The sequence below is a fragment of the Paramagnetospirillum kuznetsovii genome (genome assembly GCF_003284725.1).
Classification (GTDB): domain Bacteria; phylum Pseudomonadota; class Alphaproteobacteria; order Rhodospirillales; family Magnetospirillaceae; genus Phaeospirillum; species Phaeospirillum kuznetsovii.
Genome location: NZ_PGTO01000007.1, coordinates 1 through 13,498 on the forward strand (window position 1 = coordinate 1; position 13,498 = coordinate 13,498).

Genomic DNA, 13,498 nt, shown 5'->3' on the forward strand with positions numbered 1-13,498 from the left:
TGGCCAGCGGCCAGGTATGCCGCGCAAACAGGCCGGACACATGACTGCCCCAGACCGGTGGTGCCTGCTTCACATTTTCCTTGCAACGCAGGGGCCGTCCACACATGAACACAGATCCCCGCTGCGCGGGACACAGATAAGAAGGTCTCTCACATCATCTGTGTCTATCTGTGTTCATCTGTGGCTAAGATTCTTCTTTGGAAGAGACATTAACTTGCAATCAGCCTAATGCCCTGAAGGTCGACGAAATACAACCTAGGGCGCCAGGATCTGCCAGCCGAACCAGCGCCAGCGGCCTTCCAGGGTGGTGACGGTGCAGTTGATGCGGCCGCGCCCGGCGGGGAAGGGCTTGTCCATGCGCACCTCGACGCGGGGGCCCAGGCGTTCCACCCGCAATTGCCCGGCATGGGAGGCGAAGCAGGCCAGTCCCTCGATGCCGGGCACTTCCTCGGCCAGGGTGAAGCCGAAAGCGGGGGGATTGACCTTCAGCAGCGGATCGTCGGGGCTGACATCCAGCGCGGGAAGCGGCAGCGAACGCACCGCGAGGCGGAAGCGGTCGGGCTCGCCATAGGCGGCGGTGGCGGCGAAGCGCGGCAGATAGAAGAAATTGGCCTTGCCCCAGGCGGCGCCGGAATGCTGGCCGAAGGCGGCCACAAAGCCCGCCTCGCGCGCCACCCGCATGGATTCGGCGCTGGCCTCGCCATAGGGCCAGACCAGGATGGAAGGAGCCGCGCCCAGTTCCTGCTCGAATCGCGCACGGGCACGGGCCAGATCGGCGGCGATGGCCTCGGCTCCGGCCTTGGCCATGTGAAGGCGCCCGGCGCCCTGGCTGGCGATCACCACGCCGGAGGCGGCCAGTTCGCGAAGCTGCGCCCAGCTCATGATCTCGGAGCCGCCGCGATCCACCTCGTCGGTGGCGACGGCGACGGCCATGGGCAGGCCCGCCTTCTTCAGAATCGGCCAGGCGCGGGAATAGGTCGAGGCCGAGGCGTCGTCGACGGTGATGACCACCGCCTTGTCGGGCAGCGGCGTGGCGTTGCGCATGGCTCCGACCACATCAGCCAGCGACATCACCACATGGCCGCCGTTCTTCAGATCGGCGATCTGGGTCGACAACTGGCTGCTGGTGGTATTGAAGGCCGGGATGCGGTCGTCGTCGAAGCGATGATACAGCAGCACCACCGCCGAATCCGCCGCCTCGGCCGTCGCGGCCCAAGCGGCCGCCAGCCAGATCAGTGCAGCGCAAGCAACAGACCGTTTCCCCATTACCCCCTGGTCCTCAGGCACGATATTCCCCAATTATCGGGAGAGCCCGATGATTGAGATGTTTGCCCCATCCTGGCGACAAGGTACAGGCAAAAGCGAGGAGAACCAGGTCATGAGTTCAGTATTGGATCAAACGGGAAGTGATCTTCTGTTCACCAAGGCGCGGACATTTTCGACCTTTCTCGACAAACCGGTGGATGAGGATCTGCTGCGCAAGGCCTGGGATCTGGCCCGCATGGGGCCAACCAGCGTCAATTGCCTGCCCGCCCGCATCGTCTTCGTGCGTTCGGCCGAGGCCAAGGCCCGCCTCAAGCCCGCCTTGGCGCCGGGCAACGTGGACAAGACCATGGCGGCGCCGGTGACCGCCATCATCGGCCACGACATGGCGTTCTACGACCGGCTGCCGGACCTGTTCCCCCATGCGGACGCCCGCTCCTGGTTTGTCGGCAACGAGGCCTTGATCCAGGGCACCGCCTTTCGTAACGGCACCTTGCAGGGCGGCTATTTCCTGCTGGCGCTGCGCGCCGTCGGTCTCGATTGCGGCCCCATGAGCGGCTTCGACAACGCCAAGGTGGATGCGGACTTCTTCGCAGGCACCACCGTCAAGTCCAACTTCCTGATCAATATCGGCCATGGCGATGCGGCGGGGCTGTATCCCCGTGGACCTCGGCTGGCGTTCGATGACGCCTGCCGGGTGCTGTAGACCCGACGAGCCGTGGGCGAGGAGTTGCGGGCAAGGCCCGGCGCCGCTCGTGCGGCGGAAGCCAAGGGTTTCGGAGAAACCCGCCCGGCGTTTGAGGGGCCGAATCACAACCCCTTCAACACCGCGAAGGGCGAGTCGGGATCGACCGGCCTTTCCCGCCGCCGTCCCGGCTTGGCGCGGCGGGCGAGCCCGTCGCGCACGGCCTTGACGCGATCGGGGCCGAGCCCCAGCAGCGAGCCCATCAGCGGACTGGGCTCGGCTTCCCCCGCCCGTGCCCGGGCGCGAGCCTCGGCGGCGAAGCGTTCCAGGATATCGAGGCGCACCGCCACGCCCCGCACCACCCGATAGCCCACCGCTTCGTAGAAGCCCACGGGGCGCGGGGCATCGGCCGGGACGGCGGGCCTGGCGCCGGGCGGCGCCATGGGGGCCGCGCCATGGGCCACGCTCCACAGCAGGGCGCGCAGGACTTGGGCGGAGGGCTTGAGCAAAGCGGGCAGGAACAGGCTTTCGGTGCCGAAGCGGACCCCCAGGCGGGTCAGGGCGGCGCGGTCGGTCGGCGTCAGCGCGTTCACCTGGGCGGCGGCCTCGGCCAGGGGCAACGAGCCCAGCCCTTGGGCCAATTGATGGGCGAGGCCTCGGGCCGCCCCGGTCAGCGGCGCATCGCGCAGGGTGAGGAGCGGTCCCAGGTCACGGGCGATCAGGGCGGCGGCGGCTTCATGGAGGCGGCGGCGCAGGCCCTGGCGGGCGGGGGTGTCCAGCAACTCGCTGTCGGGAACGTCCACCTGCGGCCGCAGCAGGTCGGCCCCGGCGGCCAGCCGCGCCACCGGCTCGCCCCGCCACAGCAGACCGTCGGCGGTCAGGGCGAAGGCCTCGGCCCCGTCGTCCAGCACCTGGTCCAGGCGGCGCTGGATTTCCGCCTTGAGGGCGCGCGGCGCGGTGGCCTGCATGGTCTTGGCGGCACCCGAGCTTTCCGCCCGGTCGGGCTGGAAGATGAAGCCGCTCAGCCGTCCGATGCGGTGTCCCTCGACCATGACGTCGCCGTCCCCGGCAAGGCTGGCCGCCATGTCCGAGCCGTCGCGCAGCCGCCGCGCCAGCATAGCGGTGCGCTTGTCGACGAAACGGTTGGTCAGGCGGTCGTGCAGGGCGTCGGACAGCCGGTCCTCGATGGCCCGCGCCGTCTCCTGCCAATGGCCGGGATCGGCCACCCAATCGGCGCGATGGGCCACATAGGTCCAGGTGCGGATATTGGCGATGCGCTGGACAATCGTGTCCAGCTCGCCGTCCACCCGGTCGATGCGGGCCAGGTTCTCGGCCAGCCAGTCGGTGGGCAGGCGACCCGGCGGCGCCGCAAGATGGCCGAAGATGCGTCCCAGCAGGCGGGTATGGGATTCGTCCATGATCTTGCGGAAATCGGGAATGCGGCAGACCTCCCACAGCAGCCGCACCCGGTCGGGATGGCTGGCGAGGCGGCGGATCTCCTCGTCCTCGGCCAGGGCGGCCAGGGCCAGTTGGTCGTCGGCCTCGCGGGCGCGGATCAGCCCGGCCTGGGGGGCGGGCTTGTCCAGGCTGGCCAGCAAGGCCCCCACCGAGGCGAAGCGCAGATCGGCATTGCGCCAGGACAGCGCCTTCAGGGGGGCGAAGCGATGGTTCTCCACCGCTTCCGCCACCTCGGGAGGAATGGTCCCGGCATCGGCGGTGGTGCCGAAGCTGCCGTCGTTCATATGGCGGCCGGCGCGCCCGGCGATCTGGGCCAGTTCCGCCGGTTCCAGCGGCCGGGGCGCGCGGCCGTCGAACTTGCGGAGCGCGGCGAAGGCCACATGGTCCACATCCATGTTCAGCCCCATGCCGATGGCGTCGGTGGCGACGATGTAGTCCACCTCGCCCGCCTGATACATGCCCACCTGGGCGTTGCGGGTCCGAGGGCTGAGGGCGCCCAGCACCACGGCGGCGCCGCCACGGGATCGCCGGACCGTCTCGGCCATGGCATAGACCTCGGCCGCCGAGAAGGCCACCAGCACCGAACGGGGCGGCAACCGGGTCAGCTTGCGCGGCCCCACATGGGTCAGGCTGGAGAAGCGCGGCCGCGAGATGAACTCGATTCCGGGAACCAGCTTGCGCAGCAGCGGCTTGATGGTCTCGGCGCCCAGCACCATGGTCTCCTGCTCGCCCCGGGCATGCAGCAGGCGGTCGGTGAAGATGTGGCCGCGCTCGGGGTCGGCGCACAGCTGAATCTCGTCCACGGCCAGGAAGGCGACGCGGCGGTCCAGCGGCATGGATTCCACCGTGCAGACGAACCAGCGCGGATGGGCCGGGATGATCTTTTCCTCGCCGGTGATCAGCGCCACCGCATCGGCGCCTTTAAGGCGGGCGATGCGGTCGTAGTTCTCGCGCGCCAGCAGCCGCAGCGGAAAACCGATCATGCCCGAGGCATGGCCGAGCATGCGTTCAAGCGCGAGATGGGTCTTGCCGGTATTGGTGGGGCCGAGGACGGCGATAAGGCGGCCGGATTGGGTCATGACGGCTCAACACTGGCCCGAGCACCGTGCCGATTGCAAGGGAATGAGGCGAGCCATCCGATTGCAAGTGACAGCGTCGCCGTGGTGTTTATCATGGACTCCCATTGGCGTGATTTGGGGATTTCGCGGTGGTGATTCGACCTTCCATGGAACGGCGCAGTGTCGGGGTGCTGCAAGGACTGTCGTTCAAGCAGGCGTTGGCCACGCTGGTGATCGCCCTCGGCTTGGGCGTGGTGGCCGGTGCCTGGGATCTGATGGCCGATTACCGCCGCATGCGCCAGGACGTCGCCGATGTCACCTCGGCCAATCTGGCGCTGGTGCGGGGCCTGGCGGTGGAAGCCGCCTATATGCTGAGCGCCGATCTGGCGGGCGAGGTGGCGGGCGGATTGATGCTCGACCCCATGGTGTCCGAGGTTCGGCTGGCCGATAATTTCGGCGATGTGCTGGGCAAGGCGGAGCGCCCCGCCGCCCAGACTCCGTTTCCCGGTCTGGCGACCCGGCTGTTCGGCGATGTCACTGGCCACACCTTGCACCTGAAGACCCAGCAGAAGGGAACCAGCCTGGATGTGGGGCGGCTGGAACTCCGCCTTGATCCGGGCCGCCTGCTGGATCGCTATCTGGAGCACATGGCCGCCAATGCCGCCGCCGGAGCGGCGCGCACCGTGCTTTTGTGCCTGCTGGTGGTGGCGGTGTTCTATGTCTTGATCACCAAGCCGCTGTTGAAGATCACCTCGGCCATCGCCAAGGTCGATCCCGAACGCCCAGGCGCCATGCTGATCGACCTGCCTTCGCGGCACGAGGGCGACGAGTTGGGGCTGCTGGTCTCCACCGTCAATGCATTGCTGGCCGAATCCCAGCGCGGTCTGGCCCAGCGCGATTCCGCCGAGGCGGAACTGGCGGCCCTTGCCCGCGATCTTGAACAGCGGGTGTTGGAGCGCACCGCCGAGCTGGAACGCGAGAAGGCGGTGGTGGAGCGCGCCAATGGCGAGTTGGAAAAAGCCAACCGCTTCATTTCCGACGGTATCCGCTATGCCAGCCGTATCCAGAACGCCCTGCTGCCCGATGCCGCCGCCCTGACCGATGCGGTCGATGAAATCGCGGTGGGCTGGCGGCCGTTCGACATCGTCGGCGGCGACTATTACTGGGCGGGGAAATTCGGCGACAAGGTGGTCATCGCGGTGATGGATTGCACCGGTCACGGCGTGCCCGGCGCCTTCATGACCGCCGTGGTGTCGTCCATCCTGGCGCGCATCCTGCACCATCACGGCCATAACGATCCGGCGGTGATCCTGGCCCTGCTCAACTTCCTGGTGAAGTCGGCGCTGCGCCAGGACCGCGCCGACGCGCCCGCCAATGACGGCCTCGACGCCGCCATCTGCGTGCTGGACGGCGCCACCCGCAGCCTCAGCTTCGCCGGGGCCAACCTGCCGCTGGTGATCTGGTCGGGCGGCGCCATCAAGCTGATCAAGGGCGACCGCTGCAGCCTGGGCTATCGCGATTCGCCATCGGACACGGTGTTCACCCGCCACGAGGTGAGCTACGCCCCCGGCGACACGTTCTATCTCTACACCGACGGTCTGGTGGATCAGATGGGCGGCCCCCATAAGCGGCTGTTCGGCCGCCGCCGCCTGCTGGACGCCCTGTCCGGCATGGCGCATCTGCCGCTGGAAGACCAGAAGCAGGCCCTGTTCACCGTCCTGGAAAAGTGGCGCGGCGACCAGCAATGGCGCGACGACACCACCTTCGTCGCCTTCCGCCCGAAGGCGTAGTCTGCCGAGACGCGGTATTCGCTCCCCCGTCATTCCCGCGAAAGCGGGAATCCATGTATCGGCAGCTTGAAGTGACACGATTCACTGCCGAGCTTGACCCCAACATGGACCCCCGCTTTCGCGGGGGTGACGGGATAAAGCTTAATTGGATTCCCTACTGAATCACCCAGCGGCCGAGATAGTTGCGGATCAACTGGGTCATCTGCTCGTCGATATCCTTGGCCAGGCCTTCGCTGATATCGTAGAGGACACGGTCGCGCTGGTTGAGGGTGATGCCCTCGGCCACGGTGCGGGAACGGTTGGCGCGGGCCACCGTCTCGCCGATCACCATCTGGCGGGCGTCCAGGATCTGAACCGCCACGTCCAGGCTGGCATCGTAGCGGCTTTCCTGTTCGGTCTTGAAGCTGCCGGTGATGCCCTTGTCGATGGCCAGCGGCACCTCGACCACGCGGGCATCGCGGATCACCACCCGGGCCAGCCCGGTCTTGCCCATGGGGCGCAAGCGGTCCTGGGCCCAGCGCTGGGCGGCGGTTTCCGGCGAGACCGGCATCAGATGCTCGATATTGGGGCTGCGGCCGGGGGCAACGTATTCCGACACGATTTCCAGTTGCCCCACGTCCAGATTGAACGGCCGCTGGCTGGTAAAGCTGATATCGGGCAGCTTTTGCATGGGCGGCTTGGTGTTCTGGCAAGCGGTGGCGGCGAGGGCGGCCATGACGACCACCAGAAGGCGGAGCTGCCTCATCGGCGAAAAATCCTTGGTTGGAGCGATGCTGCCCTCATATTGGCAGCTCGTTGCATGACGTCAAGTCGAGGAGGGGCTTATGCCTCCCTCAACTCTTCCAGTCCGATGGCGTGGTCGGTGCGGCAGAACTCGCAGGTGACGATGATGCGGCCCTGGTCGTCGGCCAGCGAGTCGAGATCGGACTCGGGCAGCGAGGTCAGGGTGGTCTTGACCCGCTCGCGCGAACAGCGGCAGCGGGCTTCCAGCGGCTTGGGGGCGAAGACCTGGAGCTGCTCGGCGTGGTAGAGCCGATACAAAACCTGTTCCGGCGGCAATTCGGGGTCGAGCAGTTCCGATGCCTTGATGCTGGATAGCATGATCTGGGCGCGGCGCCAGCCTTCCTCGGCATCCTCGGAGGTCAGGATGGGGGCATTGGCGGCATCGGCGGGCATGCGCTGGATCATCAGGGCCGAGGCCATCCAGCCCGCGCCATCGGCGGGCGGGCGGACCGCCACTTCGACGGCGGTATCGAGCTGTTCGGATTGCTTGAAATAGGTCCGGGCACAGTCTTCCAGGGTCTCGCCGCTCAGCTCGACGATGCCCTGATAGCGTTCGGTGTCCGGCCCCTGGTCCACGGTGAAGGCGAGATAGCCCTCGCCCAGCAGGCGGGGCACCGAGCCATGGTCGGCCAAGCGAATTCCCGCCAGCTTGTCGGCGTCGAACCGGGCATGGGCGCGGATATGTCCGGCGCTGGTGACATCGGCCACAAGCAGGCTGACCGGCCCCTTGCCCTGGGCTTGCAGGGTGAAGATTCCGTCGAATTTGAGCGATGCGGCCAGCACCACGGCCAGCGCCGTGGTTTCGGCCAGCAAGGCCCCCACCACCTGGGGATAGGCGTGCTGTTCGTCCAAGATGGTATCTAGCGCCGTGCCCAGGCGCACCATGCGGCCGCGCACCGCGCCAGCACCCACCGAGAACGACAGGACTTGATCGGTCAAGCCCGCCTTATCCGTCAAGATAAGCACCAGGCCAGGATGCCCTTTTGGACATGCATGCGGTTTTCCGCCTCGTCCCACACCACCGACTGGGCGCCGTCCATCACCGAATCGGTGACTTCCTCGCCGCGATGGGCGGGCAGGCAATGCATGAACAGGGCATCGGCGGCGGCCTTGGCCATCAGGGCGTCGTTGACCTGATAGGGGCTCAGGATCTCGTGGCGGTTCTTGTCGCGGCAGCCCATGGAGACCCAGGTATCGGTCATCACCAGTTGAGCGCCCGTGGCGGCCTCGGCCGGGTCGGTGGTCAGCACCACCGTGGCGCCCTTGGCCTTCGCCCACTCCACCGCCGCCTTGGACGGCATCAGGGATTGCGGGCAGGCCAGCCGGATCTCGCAGCCGAAATGACCGGCGGCGTGCAGCCAACTGGCGGCCACGTTGTTGCCGTCGCCGACCCAGGCGACCACCTTGCCCGCCAGCGGACCGCGATGTTCCTCGAAGGTCAGGATATCGGCCATGACCTGACAGGGATGGGATTCGTCGGTCAGCCCGTTGATCACCGGCACGCTGGCGTGTTCGGCCAGTTCGGTCAGTTTGGCCTGGGCGTCGGTGCGGATCATGATGGCATCGACGAAGCGCGACAGAACGCGGGCGGTATCGGCGATGGTCTCGCCCCGACCCAACTGGGTGTCCCCGGCGGCCAGCATGATGACGTCGCCGCCCATCTGCTTCATGCCCGCCTCGAACGAGACGCGGGTGCGGGTGGACGGTTTCTCGAAGATCATGGCCAGCATCTTGCCGGTGACGGCGGCGCAATCGCCCTCGCCCCGCTTGAAGGCGGCGCCCAGATCGAGGATGTGGCGCAGCGTCGGCGTATCGAACCGGTTGAGGTCGAGAAAATGTTTGACGGAAGACCTCAAGGCGACACCTCGCTGAGGGTGCGGGACAGAATCTGGATGGCTTCGTCCATCTCCGTCTCGCCGATGATCAGGGGGGGGAGCAACCGCACGACATTGTCGCCAGCGCCGACGGTCAGCAAGCCGTTGGCCATCAGGCGGGCTTGCAGCTCGGTATTGGGAACGCGGGCCTTCAGGCCGATCATCAGGCCCTGGCCGCGCACCAGCTCGATGACGGCGGGGAAGCGGCCGCAGAGCGTGTCGAGGCGGGTGCGCAATTGCTGCGCCTTGGCCTGGACGCCCGCCATGAAGCCGGGCTCCAGCATGACGTCCAGCACCGCCTCGGCCGCCGCCATGGCCAGCGGATTGCCGCCGAAGGTGGAACCGTGGGTGCCCGCCGTCATGCCGCGCGCCGCCGCTTCGGTGGCGAGGCAGGCGCCCACCGGGAAGCCGCCGCCCAGGCCCTTGGCGACACCCATGATGTCGGGGGTGACGCCCGCCTGCTGATGGGCGAACAGCGAGCCGGTGCGGCCCATGCCGGTCTGCACCTCGTCGAAGATCAGCAACAGGCCGAATTCGTCGGCGGTGGCGCGCAGGCGGCGCAGATAATCGGGATCGCCGGGAATGATGCCGCCCTCGCCCTGGACCGGCTCCACCAGGATGGCGGCGGTCTGGGGGGTAATGGCGTCTCGCAGCGCGTTGAGATTGCCGTAGGGCACATGGTCGAAGCCGTCCATGACGGGGTCGAACCCCTCCATGTGCTTCTTCTGGCCGCCAGCCGCCACGGTGGCCAGGGTGCGGCCGTGGAAGGCGCCCTCGGCGCAGATGATGCGGTTGCGCTGGGGATTGCCGCTGGCGTGATGGTATTTGCGCGCCATCTTGATGGCGCATTCCATGGCTTCCGCCCCGGAATTACAGAAAAAAGCGGTGTCGGCGAAGGTGTTGGCCACCAGCTTGGCGGCGACCTTTTCCTGGCCCGGCACCCGGTAGAGATTGGAGCAGTGCCACAGCTTGCCCGCCTGGGCGCGCAAGGCTTCCACCAGCTTCGGATGGCAATGGCCCAGCGAAGTGACGGCGACACCCGAGCCGAAATCCAGGAAGCGGCGGCCGTCGGTGGCGAACAGATACGCGCCCTCGCCCCGCTCGAAGGCAAGGTCGGCGCGCGCATAGGTCGGCATCACCACTGGAACCATTTCCGCTCTCCCGAACGCCTGGGCTGCAATGCCGACCGCCTCGCTGGATAAGAGCGAAATGGACAGGCGCGCTCATGGAAAGCGGCGGAGTATCATTAAGAATCGCTACAATGTCAACCGCTGGGGCGGTTACAGGTCAGCTCTTCAGCTTGTATCCGGTGGCCAGCATCCGCCATGTGACGGTCAGCAGCACCAGATTGGCCAACGCCACGATGACGATTCCGCCCTGGATCGAGCCGTCGCCGACGCCGATGAAACCGGCCCGGAATCCGTCGATCATGTAGAAGAACGGATTGGCCAGGGCGAAGGCGTGGAAGCCTTGGGGCAGCCGCTCGATGGAATAGAAGGTGCCCGACAGGAAGGACAAGGGCGTGACGATGAAATTGGTCACCGCCGCCATATGATCGAACTTGTCGGCCCAGATGCCGCCCATCATGCCCAGTAGCGACAGCATCAGCGAGCCCATCACCGCGTGATAGACGATCAGGCCCGGATTATGGACCGGCATGGGGACGAACAAGGCCATGCCCAAGGTCACGGCGACGCCCACCGTAAGCCCGCGCGCCACGCCGCCCATGGCCACCGCCAGGGTCTGCTCGGCGCCCGTCAAGGGCGGCATCAGCATATCGACGATATTGCCCTGGACCTTGGCGATGATGATGGAGGACGAGGTATTGGCGAAGGCGTTCTGCACCATGGCCATCATGATCAGGCCGGGGCTGAGGAACTGCACGAAGGGCACGCCCTTGACGGTCGCCGCCACCGGCCCCAGCGCCAGGGCGAACACGGCGAGGAACAGCAAGGTGGTGACCACCGGGGCCAGGATGGTCTGGAAATAGACCTTGAGGAAGCGCCGGACCTCCTTCAGGAACAGGGTCCAGGCGCCCAGCCAGTTCACCGCCCCATAGGTCCGGGGCATGGGTGGCGCCGTGTTGAATTGCTGACTCATGCTATATCTCTTCCATGACCGATCGACCCCAACGGCGTCCGCCGCCAAAGATCACCGCATCCTATGTGGAGAATGCCTCGCTGCATTATCTCGAACGCTTCGCGTCGTCCAGGGCCAACCTGCGCAGGGTGCTCATGCGCAAGGTGGAACGCTCGCTCGCCCATCACGGCGGCGAGGCCGCCGAGGCCGCCCAGGTGGTGGACGAGGTCATCGCCAAGCTGGCGCGGCTGGGCTATCTCGACGACCAGGCCTATGCCGAGACCAAGGCGCGGAGCCTGCACCGACGGGGCGGCTCGCTGCGCATCATCCGCGCCACCCTGGCCGCCAAGGGGGTGGAGGCCGAGGCGGCGGTCGCCGCCCTGACCAGCCTGCGGGACGCGCAAGCCGATCCCGATCTGGCCGCCGCCATCGCCCTGGCCCGCCGCCGCCGGTTGGGGCCGTTTCGCAGGCCGGAACTGCGCGCCGATGCGCGCGCCAAGGATCTCGCCGCCCTGGGCCGCGCCGGTTTCGCCTGGGAAATCTGCCGCGCCGTGGTCGAGGCCGACAGCCCCGAGGCGCTGGAAGATCTCTGCGTGCGATAACAAACTATGCTATGATTTGACATTGCTGCGACGTGGAGTTCGTCATGAATGTTTCCCTCACGCCTGATCTGGAAGCCTTCATTCACGACATGGTGAAATCCGGCGGCTATGCCAGCGCCAGCGAGGTGGTGCGGGATGCATTGCGTCGCCTGGTCCATGACGATTCCTTGCGGCAGATGGAATTGAAGCGTCTGCGCGCCGAGATTCAAGTGGGGCTGGATCAGGCGGATCGTGGCGAGGTCGTGGATGGCGAGGATGCGATGACGGCGCTGATCGGCGGAATTGCAAACATGGGTCGCCAGAGTGGCTGACTCTTACGTTCTGACGCTTCGCGCCCGGAATGATCTGGCCGAAATCCGGGATTATATTTCCCAGCACGACCCCCGCGCCGCCCTCCACCTGCTGGAAAGTTTCAGAGAGTCCTTTCGCCGCCTGGGCGAATATCCGCGCATCGGTCGCGAACGCGACGATCTCGCCAGCCGTCCGGTTCGGACATGGCCGGTCGGCCAATATCTGATCGTCTATGAGGCAGGCTCGCCGACGGTGATCCTTCGCGTCGTTTCGGGCTATCGCAATCTGCCGGAATTACTTGGCGGCTGAGCCCGCCATGCGCACCTGCATCTGCGGCAGCGGCATCGCGATGCCCTCGGCGTCGAACCGCGCCTTGATGCGGCGGTTGAATTCGCGGATCAGGGCGGCGCGGTCGCCCGGTGTGGTCCGGACCTGGGCTCGGATGACCATGGCGGAGGGGTCGAAGCGTTCCAGCCCCAGCACTTCCAGCGGCGCCGCCATGAAGCTCCCCCATTTGGCGTCGGCCTGCAATTCGGCGCCCAGCTCGGCCATGATGGCCAGGATCCGGTCCATGTCCTGGTCGTAGGCGACGCCGATGTCGATGACGGCGGTGTTGAAGCCCTTGGTGGCGTTGACCACGGTGGTCACCGCGCTGAACGGCACCGTGTGCAGACCGCCATTGCCGTCACGCAGGCGGATGGCGCGGATGGAGATGGCCTCCACCGTGCCGGAATGCTCGCCCAGCTTCACCGAATCGCCCACCGCGATGGTGTCCTCGAACAAGATGAACACGCCGGTGATGATGTCTTGCACCAGCTTCTGCGAGCCGAAGCCGATGGCGATGCCCAGAACTCCGGCACCGGCCAGCAGCGGCGCGATGTCGACCCCCAGTTCCGACAGCACGATCAGCACCACCATGACCACCAGCAGCACGAAGACGGCATTGCGGGCCAGGGGCAGCAGGGTGCGGGCGCGGCCCGAGCGCTGCAGCGGATTGCCCTCGGCATCGGTGGCGGTCAGGTAGCGCTCGATGGCGCCGTGCAGCAGGTGCCAGGCCACCAGGGCCATGACCAGCACCACCGCCAGATGAACCAGGGTGGTCGCCACCTGGCGGCCGAGATCGGAATCCAGCAGGCTCATGGGATGGAAGCCCCACAGTTCCGCCAGGGCCAGCAGACCCGCCACGCCGATCAGGCCGCGCAGCACCCGATGCAGCAGCGGCAGATAGGTATTGGCGCGGCTCTCCGGGCGCCCCGACGCCAGGGCGCGGTCCACCACCCGGTGCAGCAGCTTGGCCGCCGCCACCGCCGCAGCGATAATGGCCAGGGTCATCAGTTCGACCCGCAGATCGCCCGCCTTGTCCGACAGATGGGCCAGCAGGGTGACCTCGACCGTCGGCTTGGCGGCCTGCTGGGCGGCCAGCAGGGCCTTCAACTGGGCGACCAGCGCGTCGCGGGACTTGGCGTCCTCCAAGGTGGCGACAAGGCGGCCCAACTCGTCGGGGGCGGGCGGCGGCACCGGCTCGGCCGCCATGGCGGGGGCGCAGAGCAGCACGGCCAAGATCAGGCTGGCGAGCACCCGCCGGAGCGGGCTATAGGTGGAAAGCAGGGTCATG

13 protein-coding genes are annotated in these 13,498 nt (G+C 67.0%); 5 read left to right on the forward strand and 8 right to left on the reverse strand.

The window, feature by feature from the left end:
* Positions 1–255: 255 nt before the first annotated feature.
* The gene (locus CU669_RS10660) at positions 256–1,287 is read right to left on the reverse strand and encodes a polysaccharide deacetylase family protein (RefSeq protein WP_239988672.1); all 1,032 of its coding nucleotides are present in this window, start codon (positions 1,285–1,287) and stop codon (positions 256–258) included.
* A 91-nt stretch (positions 1,288–1,378) separates the two neighbouring features.
* On the opposite strand from CU669_RS10660, the gene CU669_RS10665 reads away from it, so the two are divergent.
* Complete coding sequence (locus tag CU669_RS10665) at positions 1,379–1,969, forward strand: malonic semialdehyde reductase (protein WP_112144789.1); 591 nt, start codon at positions 1,379–1,381, stop codon at positions 1,967–1,969.
* A gap of 104 nt (positions 1,970–2,073) precedes the next feature.
* On the opposite strand, the gene CU669_RS10670 is transcribed toward CU669_RS10665, so the two are convergent.
* The gene (locus CU669_RS10670) at positions 2,074–4,485 is read right to left on the reverse strand and encodes a helicase-related protein (protein WP_112144498.1); all 2,412 of its coding nucleotides are present in this window, start codon (positions 4,483–4,485) and stop codon (positions 2,074–2,076) included.
* 131 nt (positions 4,486–4,616) lie between these two features.
* Between CU669_RS10670 and CU669_RS10675 the strand changes: the two genes are divergently transcribed.
* Positions 4,617–6,254 carry a SpoIIE family protein phosphatase gene (locus CU669_RS10675; RefSeq protein WP_239988673.1) on the forward strand — a complete coding sequence of 546 codons (1,638 nt, stop codon included), beginning with the start codon at positions 4,617–4,619 and terminating at the stop codon, positions 6,252–6,254.
* Between the two features lie 154 nt (positions 6,255–6,408).
* Here CU669_RS10675 and CU669_RS10680 read toward each other — a convergent pair whose 3' ends face one another.
* The 5 genes from CU669_RS10680 to CU669_RS10700 form a co-directional block, all read right to left on the reverse strand.
* Positions 6,409–6,999: a hypothetical protein gene (locus CU669_RS10680; protein WP_112144500.1), complete on the reverse strand. Its 591-nt coding sequence runs from the start codon at positions 6,997–6,999 to the stop codon at positions 6,409–6,411.
* A gap of 77 nt (positions 7,000–7,076) precedes the next feature.
* Positions 7,077–7,976, reverse strand: a complete 900-nt coding sequence (hslO, locus tag CU669_RS10685; protein ID WP_112144793.1) for an Hsp33 family molecular chaperone HslO — start codon at positions 7,974–7,976, stop codon at positions 7,077–7,079.
* 14 nt (positions 7,977–7,990) lie between these two features.
* Positions 7,991–8,893: an ornithine carbamoyltransferase gene (gene argF, locus CU669_RS10690; protein ID WP_112144502.1), complete on the reverse strand. Its 903-nt coding sequence runs from the start codon at positions 8,891–8,893 to the stop codon at positions 7,991–7,993.
* A complete protein-coding gene (locus tag CU669_RS10695; RefSeq protein ID WP_112144504.1) occupies positions 8,890–10,062 on the reverse strand; it encodes an aspartate aminotransferase family protein in 1,173 nt (390 codons plus the stop codon). Before CU669_RS10695 ends, argF begins: the two co-directional genes overlap by 4 nt.
* A gap of 136 nt (positions 10,063–10,198) precedes the next feature.
* On the reverse strand, positions 10,199–11,011 hold the full coding sequence (locus CU669_RS10700) for an ABC transporter permease (RefSeq protein WP_112144506.1): 813 nt from the start codon (positions 11,009–11,011) through the stop codon (positions 10,199–10,201).
* A 14-nt stretch (positions 11,012–11,025) separates the two neighbouring features.
* Here CU669_RS10700 and CU669_RS10705 point away from each other — a divergent pair, with 14 nt between their 5' ends.
* From CU669_RS10705 to CU669_RS10715, 3 genes are read left to right on the forward strand one after another with little or no spacing between them, the layout of a single operon-like run.
* Positions 11,026–11,592, forward strand: coding sequence for a regulatory protein RecX (locus CU669_RS10705; RefSeq protein WP_112144508.1), 567 nt, complete (start codon positions 11,026–11,028; stop codon positions 11,590–11,592).
* A 44-nt stretch (positions 11,593–11,636) separates the two neighbouring features.
* On the forward strand, positions 11,637–11,903 hold the full coding sequence (locus CU669_RS10710; protein WP_112144510.1) for a type II toxin-antitoxin system ParD family antitoxin: 267 nt from the start codon (positions 11,637–11,639) through the stop codon (positions 11,901–11,903).
* Positions 11,896–12,192 carry a type II toxin-antitoxin system RelE/ParE family toxin gene (locus tag CU669_RS10715; RefSeq protein ID WP_161539636.1) on the forward strand — a complete coding sequence of 99 codons (297 nt, stop codon included), beginning with the start codon at positions 11,896–11,898 and terminating at the stop codon, positions 12,190–12,192. The genes CU669_RS10710 and CU669_RS10715 overlap by 8 nt, the downstream gene beginning before the upstream one ends.
* Here CU669_RS10715 and CU669_RS10720 read toward each other — a convergent pair.
* Entirely contained in the window at positions 12,178–13,497 is a 1,320-nt protein-coding gene (locus CU669_RS10720) for a mechanosensitive ion channel family protein (protein WP_112144513.1), read from the reverse strand. The two genes, CU669_RS10715 and CU669_RS10720, sit on opposite strands and share 15 nt — an antisense overlap.
* Between the last annotated feature and the right edge of the window lies 1 nt (position 13,498).